23 protein-coding genes are annotated in these 22,073 nt (G+C 41.9%); 11 read left to right on the forward strand and 12 right to left on the reverse strand.

Annotation, left to right across the window (positions count from 1 at the left end; genetic code table 11):
* Positions 1 to 159 precede the first annotated feature (159 nt).
* From fadB to WH214_RS01495, 4 genes are all read left to right on the forward strand, one after another.
* Positions 160 to 2,313: a fatty acid oxidation complex subunit alpha FadB gene (gene fadB / locus WH214_RS01480; protein ID WP_004978714.1), complete on the forward strand. Its 2,154-nt coding sequence runs from the start codon at positions 160 to 162 to the stop codon at positions 2,311 to 2,313.
* Positions 2,314 to 2,325: 12 nt separating this feature from the next.
* Entirely contained in the window at positions 2,326 to 3,498 is a 1,173-nt protein-coding gene (gene fadA, locus WH214_RS01485; RefSeq protein WP_004692736.1) for an acetyl-CoA C-acyltransferase FadA, read from the forward strand.
* Between the two features lie 398 nt (positions 3,499 to 3,896).
* Positions 3,897 to 4,610, forward strand: a complete 714-nt coding sequence (locus WH214_RS01490) for a hypothetical protein (protein ID WP_339992731.1) — start codon at positions 3,897 to 3,899, stop codon at positions 4,608 to 4,610.
* Positions 4,600 to 4,767, forward strand: coding sequence for a hypothetical protein (locus tag WH214_RS01495; protein WP_224467646.1), 168 nt, complete (start codon positions 4,600 to 4,602; stop codon positions 4,765 to 4,767). Before WH214_RS01490 ends, WH214_RS01495 begins: the two co-directional genes overlap by 11 nt.
* A 146-nt stretch (positions 4,768 to 4,913) precedes the next feature.
* Here the strand turns inward: WH214_RS01495 and tehB are convergent, their stop codons facing one another.
* Positions 4,914 to 5,777 carry an SAM-dependent methyltransferase TehB gene (tehB, locus tag WH214_RS01500; RefSeq protein WP_339421811.1) on the reverse strand — a complete coding sequence of 288 codons (864 nt, stop codon included), beginning with the start codon at positions 5,775 to 5,777 and terminating at the stop codon, positions 4,914 to 4,916.
* 283 nt (positions 5,778 to 6,060) lie between these two features.
* On the opposite strand from tehB, the gene WH214_RS01505 reads away from it, so the two are divergent.
* The gene (locus WH214_RS01505) at positions 6,061 to 6,759 is read left to right on the forward strand and encodes a hypothetical protein (RefSeq protein ID WP_339421812.1); all 699 of its coding nucleotides are present in this window, start codon (positions 6,061 to 6,063) and stop codon (positions 6,757 to 6,759) included.
* A gap of 57 nt (positions 6,760 to 6,816) precedes the next feature.
* On the opposite strand, the gene WH214_RS01510 is transcribed toward WH214_RS01505, so the two are convergent.
* The 3 genes from WH214_RS01510 to WH214_RS01520 form a co-directional block, all read right to left on the reverse strand.
* On the reverse strand, positions 6,817 to 7,089 hold the full coding sequence (locus WH214_RS01510) for a hypothetical protein (protein ID WP_126038546.1): 273 nt from the start codon (positions 7,087 to 7,089) through the stop codon (positions 6,817 to 6,819).
* A gap of 112 nt (positions 7,090 to 7,201) precedes the next feature.
* Positions 7,202 to 7,951, reverse strand: a complete 750-nt coding sequence (locus WH214_RS01515; protein WP_339421813.1) for a hypothetical protein — start codon at positions 7,949 to 7,951, stop codon at positions 7,202 to 7,204.
* A gap of 147 nt (positions 7,952 to 8,098) precedes the next feature.
* The gene (locus WH214_RS01520; protein ID WP_339421814.1) at positions 8,099 to 8,614 is read right to left on the reverse strand and encodes a hypothetical protein; all 516 of its coding nucleotides are present in this window, start codon (positions 8,612 to 8,614) and stop codon (positions 8,099 to 8,101) included.
* A gap of 235 nt (positions 8,615 to 8,849) precedes the next feature.
* On the opposite strand from WH214_RS01520, the gene WH214_RS01525 reads away from it, so the two are divergent.
* A complete protein-coding gene (locus WH214_RS01525; RefSeq protein ID WP_339421815.1) occupies positions 8,850 to 9,542 on the forward strand; it encodes a DsbA family oxidoreductase in 693 nt (230 codons plus the stop codon).
* A gap of 96 nt (positions 9,543 to 9,638) precedes the next feature.
* Here WH214_RS01525 and WH214_RS01530 read toward each other — a convergent pair whose 3' ends face one another.
* Positions 9,639 to 9,839, reverse strand: a complete 201-nt coding sequence (locus tag WH214_RS01530; protein WP_339421816.1) for a dodecin family protein — start codon at positions 9,837 to 9,839, stop codon at positions 9,639 to 9,641.
* Positions 9,840 to 10,298: 459 nt separating this feature from the next.
* On the opposite strand from WH214_RS01530, the gene WH214_RS01535 reads away from it, so the two are divergent.
* The 4 genes from WH214_RS01535 (at position 10,299) to WH214_RS01550 (ending at position 14,195) form a co-directional block, all read left to right on the forward strand.
* Positions 10,299 to 10,460, forward strand: a complete 162-nt coding sequence (locus tag WH214_RS01535) for a hypothetical protein (RefSeq protein ID WP_004692748.1) — start codon at positions 10,299 to 10,301, stop codon at positions 10,458 to 10,460.
* 273 nt (positions 10,461 to 10,733) lie between these two features.
* Entirely contained in the window at positions 10,734 to 10,913 is a 180-nt protein-coding gene (locus WH214_RS01540) for a hypothetical protein (RefSeq protein WP_339421817.1), read from the forward strand.
* Positions 10,914 to 10,923: 10 nt separating this feature from the next.
* Positions 10,924 to 12,966 carry a hypothetical protein gene (locus WH214_RS01545; RefSeq protein ID WP_339992735.1) on the forward strand — a complete coding sequence of 681 codons (2,043 nt, stop codon included), beginning with the start codon at positions 10,924 to 10,926 and terminating at the stop codon, positions 12,964 to 12,966.
* Positions 12,967 to 13,043: 77 nt separating this feature from the next.
* Positions 13,044 to 14,195 carry a hypothetical protein gene (locus WH214_RS01550; RefSeq protein ID WP_339421819.1) on the forward strand — a complete coding sequence of 384 codons (1,152 nt, stop codon included), beginning with the start codon at positions 13,044 to 13,046 and terminating at the stop codon, positions 14,193 to 14,195.
* A 180-nt stretch (positions 14,196 to 14,375) separates the two neighbouring features.
* On the opposite strand, the gene htpG is transcribed toward WH214_RS01550, so the two are convergent.
* From htpG to WH214_RS01575, 5 genes are all read right to left on the reverse strand, one after another.
* Positions 14,376 to 16,295: a molecular chaperone HtpG gene (gene htpG, locus WH214_RS01555; protein ID WP_339421820.1), complete on the reverse strand. Its 1,920-nt coding sequence runs from the start codon at positions 16,293 to 16,295 to the stop codon at positions 14,376 to 14,378.
* Between the two features lie 98 nt (positions 16,296 to 16,393).
* Positions 16,394 to 16,738 carry a lysozyme inhibitor LprI family protein gene (locus tag WH214_RS01560; protein WP_339421821.1) on the reverse strand — a complete coding sequence of 115 codons (345 nt, stop codon included), beginning with the start codon at positions 16,736 to 16,738 and terminating at the stop codon, positions 16,394 to 16,396.
* A gap of 161 nt (positions 16,739 to 16,899) precedes the next feature.
* On the reverse strand, positions 16,900 to 17,502 hold the full coding sequence (locus tag WH214_RS01565) for an OmpW/AlkL family protein (protein ID WP_201953338.1): 603 nt from the start codon (positions 17,500 to 17,502) through the stop codon (positions 16,900 to 16,902).
* A gap of 316 nt (positions 17,503 to 17,818) precedes the next feature.
* Positions 17,819 to 19,231, reverse strand: coding sequence for a Na+/H+ antiporter family protein (locus WH214_RS01570; RefSeq protein ID WP_087011145.1), 1,413 nt, complete (start codon positions 19,229 to 19,231; stop codon positions 17,819 to 17,821).
* Between the two features lie 172 nt (positions 19,232 to 19,403).
* A complete protein-coding gene (locus WH214_RS01575; protein WP_339421822.1) occupies positions 19,404 to 20,267 on the reverse strand; it encodes an alpha/beta fold hydrolase in 864 nt (287 codons plus the stop codon).
* A gap of 116 nt (positions 20,268 to 20,383) precedes the next feature.
* On the opposite strand from WH214_RS01575, the gene WH214_RS01580 reads away from it, so the two are divergent.
* Positions 20,384 to 20,869, forward strand: coding sequence for a DUF4442 domain-containing protein (locus WH214_RS01580; RefSeq protein WP_004978660.1), 486 nt, complete (start codon positions 20,384 to 20,386; stop codon positions 20,867 to 20,869).
* Between the two features lie 49 nt (positions 20,870 to 20,918).
* Here WH214_RS01580 and WH214_RS01585 read toward each other — a convergent pair whose 3' ends face one another.
* Both WH214_RS01585 and WH214_RS01590 read right to left on the reverse strand, forming a co-directional pair.
* Entirely contained in the window at positions 20,919 to 21,275 is a 357-nt protein-coding gene (locus WH214_RS01585) for a DNA transfer protein p32 (protein ID WP_176537023.1), read from the reverse strand.
* A 151-nt stretch (positions 21,276 to 21,426) separates the two neighbouring features.
* Positions 21,427 to 21,966: a hypothetical protein gene (locus WH214_RS01590; protein WP_339421823.1), complete on the reverse strand. Its 540-nt coding sequence runs from the start codon at positions 21,964 to 21,966 to the stop codon at positions 21,427 to 21,429.
* Positions 21,967 to 22,073: the final 107 nt, after the last annotated feature.

The following is a 22,073-nucleotide window of genomic DNA, read 5'->3' on the forward strand; positions in this document are numbered from 1 at the left end:
ATAAAAATAGATGACCCTTGCGTCACGGCTTGATACAACTTGTTATGTTCTTTTTCGATATAGTTATCGTAAGATTGGCGGAGCATAGATGTACGTAGGAATGACGTACTCGCTTCACAACATCAACTTAGAAGTCCTCCAAAATAAAGGAGATCAGGCATGATCCACGCTGGCAATGCCATTACCGTCCAAATGCTTTCGGACGGAATTGCAGAATTCCGCTTTGACTTACAAGGTGAGTCGGTCAACAAATTTAACCGTGCAACGATTGAAGATTTCAAAGCTGCAATTGACGCTGTTAAAGCAAACGGTGACATCAAAGGCTTAATCGTTACTTCGGCTAAATCTACATTTATCGTTGGCGCAGATATTACTGAATTTGGTGCAAACTTCGCTCAAGGCGAACAAGCGATTGTGGATTGGGCATTGCCTGTTCACGACATCTTCAACGCGTTTGAAGATTTAGAGATTCCTAAAGTTGCAGCGATCAATGGTATGGCATTGGGCGGTGGCTTTGAAATGTGTCTCGTGTGTGACTATCGTGTGATGTCAGAAGCGGCTCAAGTCGGTCTTCCTGAAATCAAACTGGGCATCTTCCCTGGTTTCGGTGGTACGGTTCGTTTAAGCCGTCTAATTGGTATCGACAATGCAGTTGAATGGATGGCCATGGCTAATCCTAAAAAACCTGCTGCGGCACTGAAAGACGGTGCGGTTGATGCGGTTGTTGCTGCAGACAAACTACAAGACGCTGCGATTGACTTGGTTAAACAAGCCCTTGCTGGCCGTGTAGACTGGAAAGCAAAACGCCAGGAAAAACTTGACCCAGTTAAATTGAACCCAATCGAACAAATGATGGCGTTCAACTCGGCGAAAGGTGCAGTTCTTGCAAAAGCAAATCCTGCTCAATACCCTGCGCCTAAACTTCTTCTTGACTCATTACAAGCAGGTGCAAGCCTTCCACGTAATGAAGCACTTCAAGCTGAAGCGGCTGGTTTTGCAAAAGCAGCCATTACACCACAAGCAAATGCGTTAATTGGTCTATTCATCAATGACCAAGTGGTGAAGAAAACTTCGAAGAAATATGAAAAAGGTGCGCACCCTGTAAACCAAGCAGCTGTATTAGGCGCGGGTATCATGGGTGGCGGTATTGCTTACCAAGCGGCAAGCAAAGGCACACCAATCATCATGAAAGACATTGGTAACCCGCAACTTGCTTTGGGTATGAAAGAAGCCAATGGCTTACTGACCAAACAAGTTGAACGTAAGAAGATGAAACCTGCTCAAATGGGTGAAACGCTTGCGCGCATCCGTCCAACTTTAAGCTATGACGAGTTTAAAGAAGTGGACATCGTGATTGAAGCAGTAACTGAAAATCCAAAAGTAAAAGGCATTGTACTTGCTGAAACTGAGAAGAACGTTCGTGACAACACGATCATTGCTTCAAATACTTCAACCATTTCAATCACACGTTTGGCTGAAAACCTACAACGTCCTGAAAACTTTGTCGGTATGCACTTCTTTAACCCAGTACACATGATGCCATTGGTAGAAGTGATCCGTGGTGAGAAGACTTCGGCTGAAGCGATTGCGACCACTGTAGTTCTTGCTCAGAAAATGGGTAAAACACCAATCGTTGTAAACGACTGCCCAGGTTTCCTTGTCAACCGCGTATTGTTCCCTTACTTCGGTGCATTTGACCTGCTATTGAAAGACGGTGCTGACTTCCAACAAGTCGACAAAGTGATGGAAAAATTCGGTTGGCCTATGGGTCCTGCTTACCTAATCGACGTTGTTGGTATCGACACGGGCGTTCACGGTGCAGAAGTCATGGCTGAAGGTTTCCCTGACCGCATGAAGCCAGACTTCAAAGGTTCAATCGAAATCATGTACGAAAACAAACGTTTGGGTCAAAAGAACGACGTTGGTTTCTACAAATACGAACTTGACCGTAAAGGCAAAAAAGCCAAAGTGGTTGATCCAACTGCGTATGAGCTTGTTGCTACTGTGGCAACTGCAGAAAAACGCGAGTTTGATGCTCAAGAAATCATTGACCGTATGATGCTTGCTTTCTGTAACGAAACTGTTCGTTGCCTAGAAGACAACATCGTCGCGACTGCTTCTGAAGCAGATATGGCAATGATTATGGGTGTAGGTTTCCCTCCATTCCGTGGTGGTCCATGCCGTTACATCGACCAAACAGGTGTTGCTGAATACGTTGCACTTTGCGACAAATATGCACACTTAGGTAAGGCTTATGAAGCGCCACAAATGTTGCGTGACATGGCTGCTAACAACAAAAAATTCTACGGTTAAGGAGCAACGTGAATGGCTACTTTAAATCCACGTGACGTTGTCATCGTTGATGGCGTACGTTCAGCAATGGGTAAAACCAAAAACGGTATGTTCCGCAATGTACGTGCTGACAGCTTATCGGCTGAATTGGTTCGTGCTTTAGTTGCTCGTAACCAGTTTGACACCAATGAAGTTGAAGACCTGATCTGGGGCTGTGTAAACCAGACTCTAGAACAAGGGATGAACATTGGCCGTAACATTGGTTTATTGGCTGACCTTCCAAAAACTGTGGCAGGTCAAACAGTTAACCGTCTTTGTGGTTCATCTATGCAAGCGCTTCACACCGCTGCTGCACAGATTGCAACCAACCAAGGTGATATCTTCATTATTGGTGGTGTAGAGCACATGGGCCACGTAGGCATGATGCACGGCATCGACCTCAACCCAGAAGCATCTAAGCACTATGCAAAAGCGTCTAACATGATGGGCTTAACGGCTGAAATGTTAGGTCGTATGAACGGCATTACGCGTGAAGAACAAGATGCATTCGGTGTTGAATCTCACCGCCGCGCTTGGGCTGCAACGCAAGAAGGTCGTTTCAAAAACGAAATCGTGGGTGTTGAAGGTCATGATGCCAATGGCTTCAAAATCCTTTGCGACATCGACGAAGTGATTCGTCCAGATGCAAACCTTGAAGCATTCAAAGGTTTACGTCCTGTATTTGACCCGAAAGGCGGTACGGTAACAGCAGCAACGTCTTCAGCTTTGTCTGATGGCGCATCTGCAATGCTACTGATGTCTGCTGAGCGTGCTCAAGCTTTAGGTCTTAAGCCACGTGCTGTGATTCGCTCTATGGCGGTTGCAGGCTGTGATGCTGCGATCATGGGTTATGGTCCTGTACCTGCAACTCAAAAAGCGCTTAAACGTGCTGGCTTAAGCATGGCAGATATCCAAACCATCGAGTTAAATGAAGCATTTGCTGCTCAAGGCTTGTCAGTAATGAAGGGCTTAGGTGTTTATGAGAAGCAAGACATCATTAACTTAAACGGTGGCGCGATTGCATTGGGTCACCCATTGGGTTGTTCTGGTTCACGTATTACAACGACGTTGTTGAACGTGATGGAACAACAAGATACGCAAATTGGTCTTGCGACGATGTGTATCGGTTTGGGTCAAGGTATCGCGACCATTATCGAACGTGTTTAATATTTAGTTAAATACTGAGATAAAAAGAACCCCGCTTATTGCGGGGTTTTTTGAGAAAATTGATTAAATTTATCAAAAGAAACCAATATCTATTATATAATTATCATTATATTACAAACAAATAGAAATATTAGATGACACCTGAAGAAATTGAAAAATTTACTATAGAAAAACCCAAAAGAACAAGTTTTTACAAATTGATAGTGAAACAGGTGAATAAGGCTTGGGTTAAATGGTTTGTTATTCCTATTTTTTATGGTCTACCTGTTTTCTTCATTAACTCTAGTTTTAGCAATGACAACTTAGCTAAGTAGCTAAAAAACAATTTAGGAAATTTTGGTGGTTTTCTAGGTGAATACCAGGCATGGATTATTATTTTATCCTTTGTAATATACGGAATGACTGCGGTTCTTTATTCCCATATCAAAGATATTGCAGAATATTCCCCTCCTCCTCCACCCGATTTAAGCAAACAGCATGCAATTTCTATAATTCAGACTTTAGAAATCGTTGTACAGGCAAAATACAAAAGATTCATTGATACATTAAGAACAACTACCTCGTATCATGATATATTTAATATTATCACCCAACCAAATTTGCAAAAAGATATTATTATTCAAGCATTAAAGAGCCATATTGAACTCCAATTCCAAAATTCACTTATAAAAGTTGGTCTGATGAAAGTTAAAGACAAATCTTGTGTAGATTGGGAAAACTATTTACAAGCTACTATTGGACCAAAAACTGAAATAAATATTTTGAATGCTAAAACTAGTTGTATTAAAAGAAGTATCGAATCCAAAACTGTTATAATTGTTGAAGATACTTTTGCAGAAGTTGCTAAACCCTCTACATCTAGAAATTACGTTAAAGGAAAAACTCCTGAAAATGAAAGTGGGTCTCAAATTTGTTATCCAATTTTAGACCCTTTAACAAAAGAAGTAATCTATGTAATAACCGTCTCTTGCAATAAAGCTCAGTCCTTTAAGATAGAGGATTTAGAATTCTACAAATGGTTATTAGGTATATATGCTCAAAGATTACTTGTAGAAATTTCTTTAGACATACTAAAACAAAAGTTTCTTGTGGAGACTAATAATGCAGCATAAAACTCATACTTCAAAGAATACAACCACACTCTCCAATAAACCAGAAGATATTGCTAAGAAAGAATTAGAAATTGAAAATTTAAAGATCAAAATTGCTGAATTAAATAAAATTTTAGAAAATTTCAGCAAAAATAATGCCACAAGAAAAAATGATTAAGGATTATCCCAATTTAATTTATATGATAAATTTTTAAGAAAAGCCTCACACTAACCCTCTCCATAAAACGGAGAGGGATTTTCATTGTGAATTAAATATTATCCAAAAACAAAGTTTCAAATCACAATATTTTTAAACAACCAATATTAAATACTCTGCGCCAACAAGGTCGCAAAATGCTGCTTAATCCGATTGCCCTGCTCATCGACTCGATGTAACTCACCTACATTTTCATTATATTTAACAATGTTCCAACCCTCATACAAAGCACTTAACTCTCCTGCTTTAAACGCAAATGGAAAGTCAGGCTGCGCAGGAATATCATCGGTATCCATGGCACACACAATCAAATTCAACCCATTTACATTTGTGGCTTGCTGCATCTGCGCAATCAATGGTTTCACAGTTGGCGCTTCTAAAAACATCATCACGACCGTACAACAAATAAAGTCGTATGTACCTGTAATGCTTGGGTCAGCATTGAGGTCACGCTGTTGCAGATGAATCTTTTGAATACCTTCGGCATCTATAATCTGCTGTAGTTTTTGCAAACTTTGCGGATTCACGTCCCAAGCATCCACCTCAAAGCCCTGCTGACTTAAGTACAGCGAATTTAGCCCTTGTCCACAGCCGACATCCAAAGCCCGACCACCGTGTAAATACGGCGTAGCCGCCAAAATTTCTGAATGTGTAGGTGAAAGCTGATATTTCTTATAAAAATAATCCTGCGGGGTACAGTAAAATTGCAACTGACACTCTATGTCATCGCTGGTCGAAACAATCTTGTGCCATGCTTGAGGCTGAATAAACGGTGGCTGTTGCTCAGCTGTAAACAGATGTTCAGATTGCACTTGACCTGCCTCATCTAGAAAAGCAAAACTCAGCTCACCTTGATAAATCTTTAGCTTTGCCCACGTACCCGCTTTGGTATTGTGTTGATTTTTAAACCCTTGCGGAATGGACTGCGCAGTCCACACAGGAAGTTTTTTATAACAAATCAAGTCTTGCATCAGCCTAGTCCCCACCTTGTTATGACGTATTCGCCAGTCCATCGTTTTTATCAAGCGCCTGCATGATCATAGCCAGTTCAGGCCCAAATTAACATTCATTCAGTATCTAAAACCAGTAGATGGATAAGAAATAAAATCTGTCGCCCTACTGCATTGAGCGGCTCATAGAGCTTTCATGACTTTAAACTTTTGAGCTTTGACGACTTTTTGAACATTTTAATGATAGGCTTAAAGACAATAAAAATTCAGCTTAACTATATTTCAAATGAGTCGGAGTCTATCGATGTTTGCATCACCTTTAAAAACCATCATCTGCTTAGGCGTCATGGGAACATTATTCACAGGCTGTGCCACCAAAACCCTGATGACCAAAGACAATAAAACCTATACCCGTACCAACAAAGTCACCTTAATCGAAGACCAAGTGGTGGCTTTTGGCAAACCTGCTCAGCCTCTGCCAAATTTACCTGCACATAGTTTAGTGATTGCAGGCCAACAAAAAAGTTATGTCCTTACCCAAGGTGGGCCTCAATTTGTCAGCTTGATTGGAAAACTGGAGCCGAAAAATATTCAAGTGACCCGAGAACTAAGTTTCTATTCAGAAAAGAATGATGGTCATTTTACAGGGACATTACCTCTGTCCTATGTGAAGCTCAAAGAAGACATCAGCAAGAAAGATCTGGAGTTTTTTATTCAAAATGGCGCGAAGGAATGTTCAAGTTCCAGTGATGAACGCATGTTTGCACAGCGTTTCTGTTTCGAGATCAAACTGGCAGGTGTGGTCTATCCTGCGGCGAACAATTTAGCCTCCTTAAAAGCCTTGAGTAAGCCTTATCAGGTGAGCATTTATACCCATCAAGAGGAAAGTTATAAATCGAAGTCGGGCATGAATCCTTTTGAAAAATTAGTGTTACTGCCTTTTGCCGTCGCAATTGATGTGGTCAGTCTACCCTTCCAAGCGGCCGATAAAATTTTTGATTAAGACAATAACAGTACAGCGCCTAGAACGAATCAGGCGCTGTGCTGTTTTGTGAAGGATTTAAATTAAGAGCTCGCCCATCAACCAAGCCATATACTTTTCTTTGTCCATAAAGTCAGGCGCGCTGCCCGTATCTAGACTGAAGTACTGTTGGTTGAACTGAATCACGATTTGTTCGGTGTGGTGCCAGTCTTCGATCATTTTGAAATATTGGTTGAAGAAAAATCGATTCTTCCCCCAGTTGCTTAAGCGTTCTAATTTTGGATAGTTTTTATTTTCTACAAACTCACTATACACATGCTGAATATCATCAAAAACGTGTATGGTTTTCATGACTCACCTGCCTGCACTGAAAAGTCGTCATCGTTGTGATACTTTTACTCTAGCAGCCAATTTTGAACAACAGATGACAGTCCGCTTACAAGACTGTCATCTTTGCACGGTGTTATAACTTCTGTTCCACCTCTTTTTGGGTCTGTTTTTCGACCTGCTGCATTTGGCTATTCAATGCCAAAATCTCTTTATACAGCGCATTAAACTGCTGTAGTGGTACATCTTCATAAAACATAAAGGTGTTATTTTTCTTTTCCCATTGGTTATTTTTCAGCACCAAGAAAATTTGATCCGCCTTGGCTAAATTCTGCTGCTCAAGACTAAACAGGCGGGTGGCTTCATGGCTTTTTTCACTGGCTTTCATGCTGTCGGTCAGTTGATGGCGGAACCGCGAAGATATTGCTAAATCTTTGGCCTGAGCAATGGCCTCTTTTTGACGTTGTTCAACCTGCTGTGCATAGCTATCGACAACAGTATGTACGTCTTTTAGCATTTGCTCCGTTTCAGCATAATTGTTCTTTTTGTCTTTGCTTAATCGGTCAATATTTAAAAATTGATCCCAATTTAAGGCTTTTAAATCTCGCAGATATTGATTACGCGCTTCGGCATTTTGCAGCATATGACTAAGCACAAACTCCGCCATAATTTGATAGTCACCTGTCAGACGTGGGTCTTTTACATCGACTTGAATTGGTGTGGTCCAATCTTGAGCTTGTTTGTAAATTTGTTCGGTCTTTTCATACAGCACCGTTTCATAGCGTTGTAGCTGCTGCTGCTCTTTTTGTTGTTGAGAATACTGATAAAACATCCAACCAAAAACGGCACTGGTCGCAAGAACTAAAATCAACACGATACGTCGCATGTTCAGCTTCCTCTTCATTTCTTTTCATCATAGCAAATAAAGGCACATGATCAATATTTCAACATGTTATCGATATTTGAGGACCCTAAGGCCGTACCTTCCCCAAGTGGATGAGGAATGTACTGGCGATAAACGAATAAGGACGTGTTACTTCGCTGGAGCTGTTCTCGGTTGCTGACTATTCTGTTGAATCCCTTGCATAAAATTCCGATCAATCTGCCCAATCGAAATTTGTTCACGGGCAATTTGTACATTGGTCGCATTACGGTCAATGCCAAACGGCTGCAACATGATATACAAACCTTCAGTTGGATTAGACGACTGCAAACCAGCGGCAATGTTCAAGACATGCTCACGTAACAAAGGCGGCACAGAATTTAGATCTGCGGTGACCGCAGGGGGCAAAATATCGATGTTTTGAGTGATAGTCGGATCGACCACAAAAGACTGCGCATCATCCTGTAACTGAACAATACGGTGCTGCAAGGCTTTACGAATATTTTCATCCTGTTGATAAGGAACCACGCCCGTTTCAGCACGTAGCTCTGATTCCGCCATGGTTTTAAAAGTCGGTAGACTCACGATCTCACCATTGGCTTGCAGCAAAGTTGGCATAAAAAGAAGAGCGCAACAAAAAACCGGAAGAGAATTTAAAAATTTCATAAAACAATCCCAAATGATAAGAGATATAAAAAGGCATACTCAAACTGAGCGCCTTCACCCTATTGTATATTTTTCGATCTTTGTGCTGCGTAGTTGTCAGATAAACGGTCAAGCCCAGAGGGTTCAACTGATTGAATCCATAGCGAAACAGCTTTTTTTAATGGCCCTGCTTTAAATTTTATAACTCATCCCCATCATTTCCTTAGTTGCTCTTTTTACTATTTTGAGAAATCCCATGCGTGTAGATATTTGGTCAGATGTTGTTTGTCCTTTTTGTTATATTGGCAAAAAACGTTTAGAAGCGGCAGCTGAACAGGCTGGTGTTGAATTGGAAGTGCACTGGCACAGTTTTGAACTGGATCCAGATGCACCAGTACGCCAAGAAATTTCGAACTCAGAACGTCTCGCACTAAAATATGGTCGCACAGTGGCTGAAGTGGAAGAGATGCAACGTAATATTGCCAAAATGGCTGCGGAAGAAGGCATTGAGTTTAACTGGGAAAATGCCAATTCAGGCAACAGTTTCAATGCACACCGTATTATCCACCTTGCTCAAAGCCACGGTTTAGGCAATGAAGCTGAAGAAGCCTTTTTCTTTAGCTATATGACGCAAGGCTTACCAATTGGTGAGCGTGAAACCATTGAAGATGTGGCCTCTCGTATTGGCTTAAACCCAGTTGAAGTAGATGATGTGCTGGATTCTGACGAATACGCAGATTTCGTGAAGTTTGACCAAGAAGTAGCGCGTGAACAACTGAAAGTAACGGGTGTACCTTTCTTTGTTTTCGATCAGCGTGTGGCTTTAGCAGGTGCGCAGCCGCGTGACGTATTCTTACAAGTCCTTGAAAAAGCACAAATGCCAGCAGAAGAAAATAATGCGGCACAGTGTTCCGATGAGTCTTGTGAAACACCAAAACAATCATCATAAGGATTCTCGGTTCAGAGCTTAACTGAGCCCTATCCATAGATGAGAAAATCCCCGACCTGCGGGGATTTTTTATAAGTTAAAAAAACTGATCTGTCTTTAATCGACCAAGAAACTAATTTTAAGATTGACCCGATATTCTACAATTTGGTTGTCCTTAACTACCACTTTTTGTTCATTGATCCAAGCACCTTGAACATTCTTCACCGTCTCGGTGACTTTTGCGATCCCTGTCTGAATCGCATCTTCAAAACTTTTCGCACTGCTTGAATTGACTTCTACCACTTTTGCAATGGCCATCTGTTTGTCCTCAGCTATTGTTGTTTTTGCCTGTTCATCTTAGGTGAATTTTTAATCAAAAATAGATGACTTAAACATTCCACAGCAAAAACTTACACAGTGTGCACAATCAAAAGACTTCAAAATGGTGAATATTTAAACAACTAATCATGTAACTCTACGTCCTTTTTCAGGTCTCATTTCAGAAAAAAAATACCTACTTTCAAGCTTCCTTTCAAACTTGAAAATCTAAATTTTCACTTTAAATTCAAATAGCTTAGCTCTGGAGTAAAAACTCTATACCAAGCTAGAGCATTTATTCTAATTTATTGTTTTTTAACAACAAATGAACTCACCATTCATCTTTTACTGGCCTAAATCAGCGCTTAAATCGATCATTTTTTGATATTATTCATGCGAAATTTATCTTTTTAAAACTCCCAGTCTCCTTAGTGAGACCTCCTTTTTAGAGGAAATATCATGAACGCTGTTAAATATGCTTTGGCTGTCGCTGTAATGGCTCTTTCTGCAACTGTTTCTGCACAAGTTGTTTTTGTTCCAGATTTTCCTGTAAAAAAACCAGCAGACACTCAAACTGCAACGGCTGATGCTCCTGCGGCTGCACCACATCAAGAAGCGTAATTTGCGCTGACTTGGTCAAAAATAGGCAATGTTGATTGCCTATTTTTGACCAAAATTGCAAAGAACTGACAAAAAATTTCCGCTATGAACCCTCTAGGGCAAAAATATTTAATTCAATCTGTGCTGAGATCGAAATTATCTACATTTTTCACCACCCTTTTCTCGTATCACATGCAGAATAATTTTTGCCTATTTATTCTTTTCTAATTATGATCAAACAAGAAGACTGAAATCCAAAACCAATAAATTAAATGCACTCAATAGCACATGCCTATGCAAAATTTACAAGCCCTCATCCAAGGCCGTATTACGCCCCAAGCCATTGATCTTGATCAATTGATTTCGTTTGCACAGCAGTATACGCAGCCGACTTCAGCCGAATATAAATTACTTGAACTGGCCATCAATATGGTTTTGGCAAGCTACTTGGAACAAGCACAAAAACAACTTTAGAGTTCAGCGCATGAAAGCAATCGAAAAAGCACTGCTGATCAAAGAACTGCATCAATTGATTGATGGTTTGGAGCATAAACCTCTGTCTTTTTTTGAAATTGCGCGCTCGAAAAAACGCATCCGCGAAATTTTTGCACTCTGTGATGAACCCATTTTTCAAAAACAACTCGAAGCCTATAAGGCGCTGACTCAGCCTCAAGCTGCGGCTGAACGCTGGATACAACAAAGCCCCTACCAGCATGCCTATATTGGACTATTTCAATATGAGTCTGCTTTAACCGATGCCTTAAAACAGCAGGCGGCTTTCGCATGGGGTGTTTTATATAAATCAGGTTTAGGTTGGCAAATTGCTTTTCAAAGCACCCCACCTACACTGTATAGCAGCCCATGGCACATAAAGTTTGAACACGCCTACCAATGGTTTTTGAGCCATGCACAAAGCGTTCAACAGCCCGACAACACACATTCTCTTACCACACCAGAAATATCCGCAGAAGTTGCAGAAGTTGCAGAAGTTGCAGAAGTTGCAGAAGTTGCAGAAGTTGCAGAAGTTGCAGAAGTTGCAGAAGTTGCAGAAGTTGCAGAAGTTGCACGAGACCAGTTTATCCTGCCCGTTGCAACAATATTCGCTAAGAAAACGGATATAGGGCGCGCACAGGACAATGTGGTTACTGACGCTTTTGTTTTCATGGGTATTGAGCTTTTAAACATTGCTACAGATGGTGATACATCGGCCGAACGAACCCAAGGGTCTGAGCCCTCCTTCCCCAAAGTTAGTCCTGAGTCTAGTCTGCTTTTATCTAAGGCTGAAGCAGCGCTTCATTTCAATACGGAAATTCAACCTACATTCGGCAGCAACCCAAATGCAACTCAAATTGAAGGAACCGAACTCAGGTCTTTTAAACAAAACACTGTAGAAGATATCGTCCCAATCAATGCTATTGAACTAAGTATCAAACAAGATAAGGAACCTGAAAATCAGTTCGATAGCGTACAAACAGATTTAGAGCCTCAACCTGAAGTATTACCAGAAAATCATTTGATTCTCAGCAATCTGTCACTTTTAAGTAATGAGCTATGTCCACCTCAGGAAGAGTCGATAATCGATGCTGTTGTACCCATTCGATTTGACCTTAAGCCAAGTGCATCTATTTCAACGCTTGCCATTCAGGACTTTATCCAAAGGCGATCGATCTTGGCTGAACCACAAGACACAGACATTTCATCTGAATCTCATCAGCAAAATCCACTTGAAAGCGAAGCGACAGCACCATGCCCTGCTATGCAGGACAGCCATACAGAAAATTCAGAAACATCGGCCACTGCTGCGCAACCCCTACTGCCCACACAGATTAATCTGGGGCAATATCAAGCGCAATTGCACACGCTGCATCAACCAAATTTAGACCCTAAGCTGTATGGCCTCGACATTTCAGGGCACATTGAGATCAATCAAAATATCGAGTTTCTGATCCACAGCGACCAACTCGATCACTGCTTGGACTATCCCATCTATTTGGCAGAACAGACCCATCAGCACGGAAGGTTTATTAAGTATTTGGCTCTATTTGGTGCTGACAGTCCTACAGAAGCCATTCGCCTGAGCCAACAATTTGCCCAGAGTGGTCAACATCAACTCGCAGCCATTCGCGAAATTGAATGGGATCAGCTACAGACTCACATGCATGATGTGTTTTCGATTTTTCAGCTGTATACCCAACAGGCCAAATTGGTATGGCACATTGAAGACTATCACCCATTTATTCTGGTCGATCTCCTCAATAGCCGTAAATTCATTCATTTTGAAGAAAGCCCCGCGGACGTAAATACGCCCATTTTAGTGTTAAAAGAACGACAAAAAATTCGAGTAATTCATGGTCAAAAGCGGGTAGAGCTCTCACGTACCGACATCGCGTATCCGTGCTTGGTCTTAGACCGACAGCACGGCGTCAGTTGGCAACTGATTCAAAATACGATTTCCACTTTGCCTGAACCTATCACTGTGTTTCAATTATTTGATTCTATTCAAAAACAGCTGAGCATCGAGTTGTAGAGTTTTGTATTTTCTACTTGTGTTCTTATGTGAAATTTACAACACTAAAACATCGAAGAACAATAAAGTACGAAAGCATGCTAAGAACTCAACATGTGGGATCCATCTCTTTATTTTTCTGCCTAAGTTTAGGTACATACGTCAACGTGGCTTGGGCGGAAAGCAATACCAACAGCACACAACATTTTGTGCCACCTCACGACGTGGCTGAAATTGACAAAATCGCATCGCCCCCCAGAGGTAGTGGACTTTTATATCAAATTCCACAGTGGATTGACTCACTTCCAACCGTCTTACCTGAAGAGTCGGACGAGCTGATTGTGCCCACGACTGACCTCACTGAAGAGCGCACGTGGGTTGACCGCCAACAAAAAGAAGTTCGAAACTGGGCAGACCGAACAGCCGCCAAAATGGACAATTGGTTTGGTGAAACCGATCCTAAAAAACCAGCTACAGCCACATTACGTGTCTTGGTCGATAACCGCTGGAATAAACATGATGAATATGATGTAAAACCGCGTATTCGGGGTCGAGTTAAACTTCCAACCTTAGAACATAAACTCAGTGTGGTGTTTGGGGATGACTCTTTAGATAATGAACTGCAAAACAATGTCGCGATTACCAATGAAAACCCGCCTAGTCCAGACAACGACAAATCCTTCGACCGTCGCCAAACCCGTGATGCCAATAGTTCAATAGCATTAAGGTGGTCACAACTGTCAGATCGCCTGCCTTTTGAAACCGATTTCGACCTAGGGGTCCGTTCAGGGGATGATATTTACGCGCGTATCAAATTATCGAGAGAATGGAAACTCGACAATGATTTTCGCGCTTATGCTGAACAGATTTATCGTTATGGTATCGACAGTGAAAATTATTTACGTACTAACCTAGAGCTGATCCATGCACGCCCCAATCAAGCCTTTTTATCCAATCAGTTCAGCCTGACCTATGCAGATGATCAAGATGATGATCTACTCTGGGATAACTATAGCTTTAGGCAACACCAATTCTTTCATGGCAATCGCTTTAACTACGGCATTTACACTGGCGGTTTCTACAACAACGACGACCTACGTTTGAACCGTTGGGGGCCTTTTGTCTCGTGGCGTCAACCCTTCTTACGCGAGTGGTTTTATATCCAAGGCGATTTAAATTATTTTAACGATCACCGTGAAGACCGCAGCCATTACGTCAGTGCCTTAGTGCGTTTTGAGGCTTTATTTTAATAACACGGCTATTATTTAGGCTGATCTGTGGATAAGTCCAAACTTATCCACGGATATCCACATCAGGTTCTTTTTGCCTATTTAATCGATGCGTTCAACAGACATTAAGGTTCTTCGTCCAAAGGGTTGACATAAAAAAAGCCTATCTTAGCGATAGGCTTTTTTTAAACATTTAATAGCTTATTGAAGCAATAAGCTGTTAATGCGTTTGATATATTCGGCAGGATCATCAGGTAAGCCGCCTTCAGCAATCACCGCTTGGTCAAAAATTACATTGGCCAAGTCATCAAACTGTGCCGAATTTTCTAATTTTCTCACCAATGGATGCTCTGGGTTAATTTCCAAAATTGGCTTGCTTTCAGGTACAGCCTGACCCGCTTGTTGCAGCATACGAATCAGTTGTGGAGAAAGCTCTCCCTCACCTGTCACCAAGCATGCAGGTGAATCGACCAAACGTGTGGTCACTCGTACTTCTTTGGTCTTGGCTTTCAATGAATCAGACAGTTTTTCAACCACAGGTTTAAACTGCTCTGCGGCTGCTTCAAGTGCTTTCTTCTCTTCGGCATCTTGTAAATCACCTAAGTCGACTGCACCTTTCGCCACGTTTTGCATTGATGTGCCATCAAACTCATGCACAAATTCCATTGCCCATTCATCGACCCGGTCTGCCATGAGTAAGACTTCAATGCCTTTTTTCTTAAACAGCTCAAGTTGTGGCGAGTTCTTCGCAGCATTGAGACTGTCTGCAGTCACATAGTAAATCGCTTTTTGCCCCTCAGGCATACGCGCTTTATAGTCCTGCAAAGAAGTGCTCACCGCATCATTGTTTGAAGTTGAGAAGCGTAAAAGTTTTAAAATACGCTCACGGTTACCAAAGTCTTCGCCCAAACCTTCTTTCAACACTGAACCAAATTCACGGTAGAAGGTTTTGAACTTCTCTTGATCTTTTTCATCTTCCGATTTGGCTAAAGCATCCAACATGGTCAATACACGGCGTGCATTCCCTTCACGAATGGTTTTCACATCACGGCTTTCTTGTAACAACTCACGACTGACATTCAATGGTAAATCGGCACTATCGACTACCCCTTGAACAAAGCGTAAATAGTTTGGAATCAAATTATCCGCATCATCCATAATGAAGACACGTTTCACATAGAGCTTAATCCCCGCTTTGGCTTCACGGGTAAAGATATTCGCAGCAGCTTTACTCGGTACATACAACAACTGCGTATATTCGGTACTACCTTCAACGCGGTTATGCGCCCATGCCAGTGGAGCTTCAAAATCATGGCTGAGATTCTTATAAAACTCGACGTACTGCTCTTCAGTCACTTCATTTTTATTACGTGTCCACAGAGCGCTGGCTGAGTTAATCGCTTCCCACTCACCCGTTTTCACATACTGACCTGGTTTTGGCTCTTCACCTTCCACCGCTTCTTCTTGCTGCCAAACCTCTTTTTGCATCTCAATCGGCAGACTAATGTGATCTGAGTATTTATTGATAATTTGCTTCACTTTATGCGACTGTAAATAGTCCAACGCATCTTCACGCAAATGTAAAATAATATCGGTACCACGGCTGTCTTTGTGGATCTGCTCGACTTCGAACTCACCCGTGCCCGCACTGACCCAACGTACCGCCTGATCAGGACCCGCACCTGCACGGCGTGATTCTACGGTAATTTTGTCAGCCACAATAAAGCCCGAGTAGAAACCGACACCAAACTGACCAATCAGTTGTGCATCTGATTTCTGGTCACCTGTGAGCTTAGACATAAAGTCCTTGGTTCCAGACTTAGCAATCGTACCTAAGTGGTCAATCGCTTCTTGTTCAGTTAAACCAATCCCATTATCTGAAATGGTCAGTGTTTGATTGGCTTCATCAAAACTGACGCGCACATGTAGGTCTGGGTCATTTTCATAATATTCAGGATGATTAATGCCTTCAAAACGCAATTTATCACAGGCATCGGACGCATTTGAGATCAATTCACGTAGGAAAATGTCAGGATTTGAATACAGTGAATGCGTCACTAAATGTAATAGCTGAGCCACTTCAGCTTGGAAACTATGTTTATGTGCGTTTTGCTCGCTCATCAATCGCTCCTTAATGTATTAAGTCTTATAGAGAATGCTTAATGAATTGGAGTGAGCGATACGTTTTTCAATAGCAATCACAACTTTTTTTGCTTTTTTTAAAATGGGCCCTGACGGTAAATACGATCTAAATTCAGCTCTAACTGCTGCTGGCGCATTTTATACACATCCATGAGGCAATTTTGTGAAGCACCACAACGGTCACGGAGACTCAACCATTTCACTTGCTCATCTTGAATCATGCCACGCGTCCCCATCGGAACAAGGCGTTTTAAAATGGTATAAGTGGTGGCCATTTTCACATCGGCGTCATTGATTTGGCGATGTTCACAGATCGCGTGCTCCGTCGTCGTTTTCGCTTTATCACAATTAAAACTGGCCGCTTGAGCATGCATGCTCCACGCCAAACTACAGACTAAACCGATCCCGAGCATAGCTTTCATTTTTATAACTCTCTTATTCTATTTCCATCCATTCTATAGATGATTTTCTTTTAATACTGAATCATCGTGATTTATTTCAGCTTTGACCACTATTCAACTTTAGTCTTTGCATAAAAAAACCCCATCATTGATGAGGTTCTTAAAAAAGCTACTTTTGATTATTAAAATTTGTAGCTATAACCGAGGGTATAAATCACTGGATCGATATCTAATTTAAAGTTTTCAACCACAGTTTCAACTTTTGGGTTTAAGTCTGCATAACGAACATCGACAAACACACCCCAGTTTTTCGCATCAGCAGGTTGGTAATTAAAACCAAGTTGTGCAGCATAGCCGTAGTCGTCTTTGACTTTAACTTTAGTGCCTGCGAGTACACCTGAAGTTTCTTCATCCCAAGCAATAAATGCTGTTGCACCGACACCAATATAAGGCGTGAAACCTGTTGAATTTTTAAAGTTATATTTTGCAGTCACTGTTGGCGGCAAATGCTTAAGTTTTACAGCATTGCTACCATTTACTGTCACGTCATGGCTAATTGGCGTCGCCAATAGCAGTTCTGCAGAAATATTGTCATTAAAGAAATATTCAACCGATGGCGTAAACGCGAGTTCGCTATCTGCTTCAACCGTTAATGTACCATTCGCAATTTTCGTGTCCTGCGTTGGCGCAATTGCAGATCCACCGACTTTGACTTGCCATTGACCTGCCATTGCAGCAGATGCAGAAAGACCCATTAATGTAATTAGAGCAATTTGCTTCAACATTTCAAACAACCTCTGTTTGTAAAATAATTAATATAAAAATTAACATTAACTCATCATAAACAAGAGTGTAATTAATATGCAATTATAATAATAATGTATTTTAAATGCTTTTTTTAAATAATTGTTTTTAATAATTTTTAATATTAAATAGACTATTTTAGTTGGTTTTAAATTAATAATATAAAATCAAAATAAATACATTTTAATCCCAACCTTTTTAATCCGAATTAACATTATAAACCCGATTATTTTAATCTGAATAAATAATAAAAAAGGCGATTTTAAAATCGCCCTTTTATAATCATTGGATTTTGAATTACAACACCATGGCCGCAATCCAACCAAAAATCATGAGCGGAATATTAAAGTGAATAAAGGTCGGCACCACCGTATCCCAAATATGATCATGCTGCCCATCCACACCCAAACCTGCTGTTGGGCCTAAAGTGGAATCTGAAGCTGGAGAACCTGCATCACCGAGTGCTGCTGCTGTACCAATCAGCGCCACAGTCGCAAGGGGTGAGAAACCAAACTGCACACAAAGTGGCACATAGATCACAGCCAAGACTGGGACACTTGAAAATGATGAACCAATACCGATCGTCACAAATAAACCAATGAATAGCATTAAGAACGCCGCTAAAGCATGGTTATCCCCAATCACGTGCACCACACCATTGACCAGCTGGTTAATATCACCAGTATGAGTCATCACAGAGGCAAAACCTGCCGCAGAAATCATGATGAACCCGACCAAAGCCATCATGCGCATGCCTTGCACAAAGACATCATCGGCTTCTTGCCATTTAAAAATACCTGCCGCAGACAACACAGCAAAACCGACCAATCCCCCTAAGATCATTGAACCTGAGTACAACTGCGCAATCAGGGTCAAAACTATCGCAAGGATCGCCATGATGATTGTTTTCTTCGCAATCACAGGGACATTTTCGGCTTCGCGTTTTAATTCTTCCGCATCTTGCGCAAAATTCACTTCGCCTGCACGAACGGGTTTATCTAAATCAATCGTGGTCACACGCACCACTTCACGATCAATATAATGACGCGGTTTACGGTAGCTGACGAATACTGCCACTAAAGTACCAATCACCATGCCCAGAACAGGAATGGCCATCCCCATTGGCATCATCCAACGTTCAACATGCAAATTATATGCAGCACCAATCTTGTTGATATTGCCCATCAAAATCTGTTCAAGGAAAATCGCACCAAAACCAACAGGCAGGAAAATATAGGTGCCGACCAGACCTAAAGTCAGCACACAGGCTGCCGCACGACGGTCTAAGTTCAAGTGATTCATCACTTTTAACAGTGGCGGAACCAATACTGGAATAAATGCGATATGGACTGGAATTAAGTTTTGAGAACAAATGGCCGCAACAAGTAAAATCGTCAGCAGTAGGTATTTCACTTTACGCGCACGTTGATGTGAAACTTCTACCCCCAATAAACCAATCAGTTTATGTGCCAATAAATCGGGTAAGCCTGACTTTGACAGTGCCAAAGCAAAGGCACCGAGTACCGCATAGGCTAAAGCCACTTCAGCACCATCACCTAAACCTGCATTAAATGCACTCACGGTATCGGACAGACTGAGCCCCGCAACCAATCCACCAATAACTGCTGAAATGACCAAAGTCAGAACAACAGAAACTCGTGCCAGTGACAGAATAAACATCACGGCAATCGCAATTACTACTGCATTCATGGAAAACTTAAGATGATAAAAAAAACGCTATTTTAGCAGATCCAATAGGCTGAAACTGTATTTTGATCAGCTTTATCCACGGCCATTACGTGACTTTAGGGTCTGACTATTGCATAAGGACAGGCTTGCTGTAGGCTAGTTTTAGCACTACAGCAAGCGTAAAAGAAGGAGATTATTTACGTACAAAATTGCTAATTAGACCCGCTATGGTCTCAGGCTGGCTCAAGATTGCCCAATGGTTGGCATTTACATTCACCCGTTGAAAATCCTCGACCCACTTCGGCATTTCATCGATCAAAGCGGGACTCACGAATTGATCTTGCTCCAACACAATCGCCTGTACGGGACAAATGGCAAAGCGTTCTCTGGGTTTCGTCAGACGTGGAATAAAGTTAGCTCGGTAGAGTGCAACCCCGTGTTTACCATCGGCAGCAATATGATGATTCAGCGGTAAGTCTGAACGTCCTTCTAAACGCGATAAAACTTTGCCCCAATGCTCAGGACTAAAAAACTGCCATACAGTCGGTGCTAAAAAAGGCAACTGAAAGGCCGCAATGTACCAAGACTTCGTTAACTGCTTAAAAAATTGAGGCTTGTGTTGTTTGAACTGTTCACGCATCCAAAATGCAGCATGGTCTAAGCATGGGCCTGAAATAGTGGTAAATGACAGCATACGCTCTCTAAATTTTGGCTCAGTCGCGGACTCCCATGACTGAATCGACCCCCAGTCATGCGCAACTAGATGAAAGCTACGCTGCGGAATCACACTATTCACCACACTTTCCAAATCTAGCGATAGCTGAGGCAAGGCATAGGCCCGTGTACGACGCGGCACACTCGACATCCCTGCACCGCGAACGTCATAGGTCACAATATAATAATCTTGCACCAGATGCCCAATCACAGGCTCCCAGACCTCTTGATTATCTGGATAGCCATGCACCAAGACCAGTGCAGGATTGTTCGGATTGCCCCATGTTTTCACATAAAGTCTTTGTTGGTCTGTGGTTTGTACCCAGTAACTTTGCTGCTCCATATTCAGCTCCTTATTGTTATTGACTGTTTTTTATACTTTACTGGCAAAACGATCAATGCCAATTGATTTGATCTTCTCTAGTATGGATAGAAGTTAATCAGATACCATTGACCGAAATGAGCATTTTAAAAAAACTTGTGACACAGCCGATTGTCGCGAAATACTTTCTCAATCATTTTGCCCCCTTTAAAGGTGCAGGGATTCAAATTGAAAAATTTGACCTTAAACACTACCACATTCGCGTCAAAATGCCCCTCACTCGACAAAATCGAAATATTGTCGGCGTACATTTTGGCGGGAGTTTATATGCAATGGTCGACCCGTTTTATATGACCCTGCTGATGCACCACTTAGGCAATAAGTATATTGTCTGGGACAAAGCCGCCTCTATCCAATTTCTCAGCCCAGGGCGCAGTACAGTCTATGCAGACTTTCACCTTGATGCCCAAGAAATCGCGACCGTGAAACAACTAGCCGACAACTATGCCCCCGTACATCGTATTTATACCTTAAATATTTATGATGAAGCGGGCATTCGAATTGCAGAAGTGGAAAAGACTTTATATATCCGTCGTAAAAAACCTAAACCGGCACAGCTATAAAAAAAGCACTTCCATGAAGTGCTTTTTTTGGACATTTGAACTTAAAACATTATTTACGTTCTTCAATTGCTGCGCCTGCGCCACCGCCGATGGCACCACCAATGGCAGCGCCGGTATTACCACCAAACACGCTTTTACCCACTGCTGAACCAATCGCACCGCCAACACCACTGTAAGTTGCATTACGGTTTGAGCCACCTTGAGCTTTACTGCCCACAGCCGCGCCAGCACCACCACCAATAGCTGCGCCTACACCGCCACCGAGGCTATTACCCGCAGCCCCACCTACTGCACCGCCTAAAGCCGCTGTCCCAATACGTTGCTCTGAAGCGCTCATATTTTCACAACCTGCCAACAGCATCGTCGAAAGAGCTGCCACTGCAATAATGCTCATATACTTTTTCATGAGATCTGTCCTTATTGGCTATTTCTTACAGCATAAAAGATCAGTATGAACTTAAAACCCGTGAAATGTTACGATTACAGGTGCTATTGCTGAGAATTTGTAAGCAAGAAGCCCTCCTTAGAGGGCCTCATACAGTATATTCAACTCAAGCTTATTCAGGCTCTTTCACCACAACCACATCTTTGGTGGTGGTGCCATTTTCTTGGAGCACTGCACGCGTCACACTTTCTTGACTATTCGGATCTTTCACTTGATCCAGTTTTAGCTCCTTACGTACAGGTTCCTGCCCTTTCTTAAACTCAACCCCTTGTGCGTCAACTTGCTTACCTTCTGCGAGGACTACACCACCTTGACTCAAAGTCGATTTCACTTCAACTTTGGATATCGGAACAATCACGCTACCCTTTTGCACAATCGGTGCAGACATTTTTTTATCTGAAAATTGGCTAGCATTTTCTTCGAGAACCACTTCACGTGCCACAATATCTTTACCGCCATTTTTCACTTCAAAAATAGTCGCTTCGGTCGTCCGCACAGGATCTTGACCCGCGACACTGCGAATAATCTGTGTTTTGACAATCGGCACAACCGCCTTATCCTCCACGGTGATAGTGTTCGGCATCGGCGCTGCCATTGTTTGGCTCACAAATGCGTAGAAGCTTAAACCCAATAGTTTTGATGTCAATTTCATGTAGAACCACCTCTATTTTTTAATCGTTAATGTAGTAAGGAGATTTGTGTACTTATATTTTTAATATAGGAAAAATGTGAAATTTATAAAAGCTTAAATCCTCTTTT

The sequence above is a fragment of the Acinetobacter sp. MYb191 genome (genome assembly GCF_037572605.1).
In the GTDB taxonomy this organism is placed as follows: Bacteria; Pseudomonadota; Gammaproteobacteria; order Pseudomonadales; family Moraxellaceae; genus Acinetobacter; species Acinetobacter johnsonii.

What these genes read in the sequence shown, in the direction of transcription:
- fadB (WP_004978714.1), top strand. Translation starts at nt 160, where the DNA reads ATGATCCACGCTGGCAATGCCATTACCGTCCAAATGCTTTCGGACGGA.
- fadA (WP_004692736.1), top strand. Translation starts at nt 2,326, where the DNA reads ATGGCTACTTTAAATCCACGTGACGTTGTCATCGTTGATGGCGTACGT.
- WH214_RS01490 (WP_339992731.1), top strand. Translation starts at nt 3,897, where the DNA reads ATGACTGCGGTTCTTTATTCCCATATCAAAGATATTGCAGAATATTCC.
- WH214_RS01495 (WP_224467646.1), top strand. Translation starts at nt 4,600, where the DNA reads ATGCAGCATAAAACTCATACTTCAAAGAATACAACCACACTCTCCAAT.
- tehB (WP_339421811.1), bottom strand. Translation starts at nt 5,777, where the DNA reads ATGCAAGACTTGATTTGTTATAAAAAACTTCCTGTGTGGACTGCGCAG.
- WH214_RS01505 (WP_339421812.1), top strand. Translation starts at nt 6,061, where the DNA reads ATGTTTGCATCACCTTTAAAAACCATCATCTGCTTAGGCGTCATGGGA.
- WH214_RS01510 (WP_126038546.1), bottom strand. Translation starts at nt 7,089, where the DNA reads ATGAAAACCATACACGTTTTTGATGATATTCAGCATGTGTATAGTGAG.
- WH214_RS01515 (WP_339421813.1), bottom strand. Translation starts at nt 7,951, where the DNA reads ATGCGACGTATCGTGTTGATTTTAGTTCTTGCGACCAGTGCCGTTTTT.
- WH214_RS01520 (WP_339421814.1), bottom strand. Translation starts at nt 8,614, where the DNA reads ATGAAATTTTTAAATTCTCTTCCGGTTTTTTGTTGCGCTCTTCTTTTT.
- WH214_RS01525 (WP_339421815.1), top strand. Translation starts at nt 8,850, where the DNA reads ATGCGTGTAGATATTTGGTCAGATGTTGTTTGTCCTTTTTGTTATATT.
- WH214_RS01530 (WP_339421816.1), bottom strand. Translation starts at nt 9,839, where the DNA reads ATGGCCATTGCAAAAGTGGTAGAAGTCAATTCAAGCAGTGCGAAAAGT.
- WH214_RS01535 (WP_004692748.1), top strand. Translation starts at nt 10,299, where the DNA reads ATGAACGCTGTTAAATATGCTTTGGCTGTCGCTGTAATGGCTCTTTCT.
- WH214_RS01540 (WP_339421817.1), top strand. Translation starts at nt 10,734, where the DNA reads ATGCAAAATTTACAAGCCCTCATCCAAGGCCGTATTACGCCCCAAGCC.
- WH214_RS01545 (WP_339992735.1), top strand. Translation starts at nt 10,924, where the DNA reads ATGAAAGCAATCGAAAAAGCACTGCTGATCAAAGAACTGCATCAATTG.
- WH214_RS01550 (WP_339421819.1), top strand. Translation starts at nt 13,044, where the DNA reads ATGCTAAGAACTCAACATGTGGGATCCATCTCTTTATTTTTCTGCCTA.
- htpG (WP_339421820.1), bottom strand. Translation starts at nt 16,295, where the DNA reads ATGAGCGAGCAAAACGCACATAAACATAGTTTCCAAGCTGAAGTGGCT.
- WH214_RS01560 (WP_339421821.1), bottom strand. Translation starts at nt 16,738, where the DNA reads ATGAAAGCTATGCTCGGGATCGGTTTAGTCTGTAGTTTGGCGTGGAGC.
- WH214_RS01565 (WP_201953338.1), bottom strand. Translation starts at nt 17,502, where the DNA reads ATGTTGAAGCAAATTGCTCTAATTACATTAATGGGTCTTTCTGCATCT.
- WH214_RS01570 (WP_087011145.1), bottom strand. Translation starts at nt 19,231, where the DNA reads ATGAATGCAGTAGTAATTGCGATTGCCGTGATGTTTATTCTGTCACTG.
- WH214_RS01575 (WP_339421822.1), bottom strand. Translation starts at nt 20,267, where the DNA reads ATGGAGCAGCAAAGTTACTGGGTACAAACCACAGACCAACAAAGACTT.
- WH214_RS01580 (WP_004978660.1), top strand. Translation starts at nt 20,384, where the DNA reads ATGAGCATTTTAAAAAAACTTGTGACACAGCCGATTGTCGCGAAATAC.
- WH214_RS01585 (WP_176537023.1), bottom strand. Translation starts at nt 21,275, where the DNA reads ATGAAAAAGTATATGAGCATTATTGCAGTGGCAGCTCTTTCGACGATG.
- WH214_RS01590 (WP_339421823.1), bottom strand. Translation starts at nt 21,966, where the DNA reads ATGAAATTGACATCAAAACTATTGGGTTTAAGCTTCTACGCATTTGTG.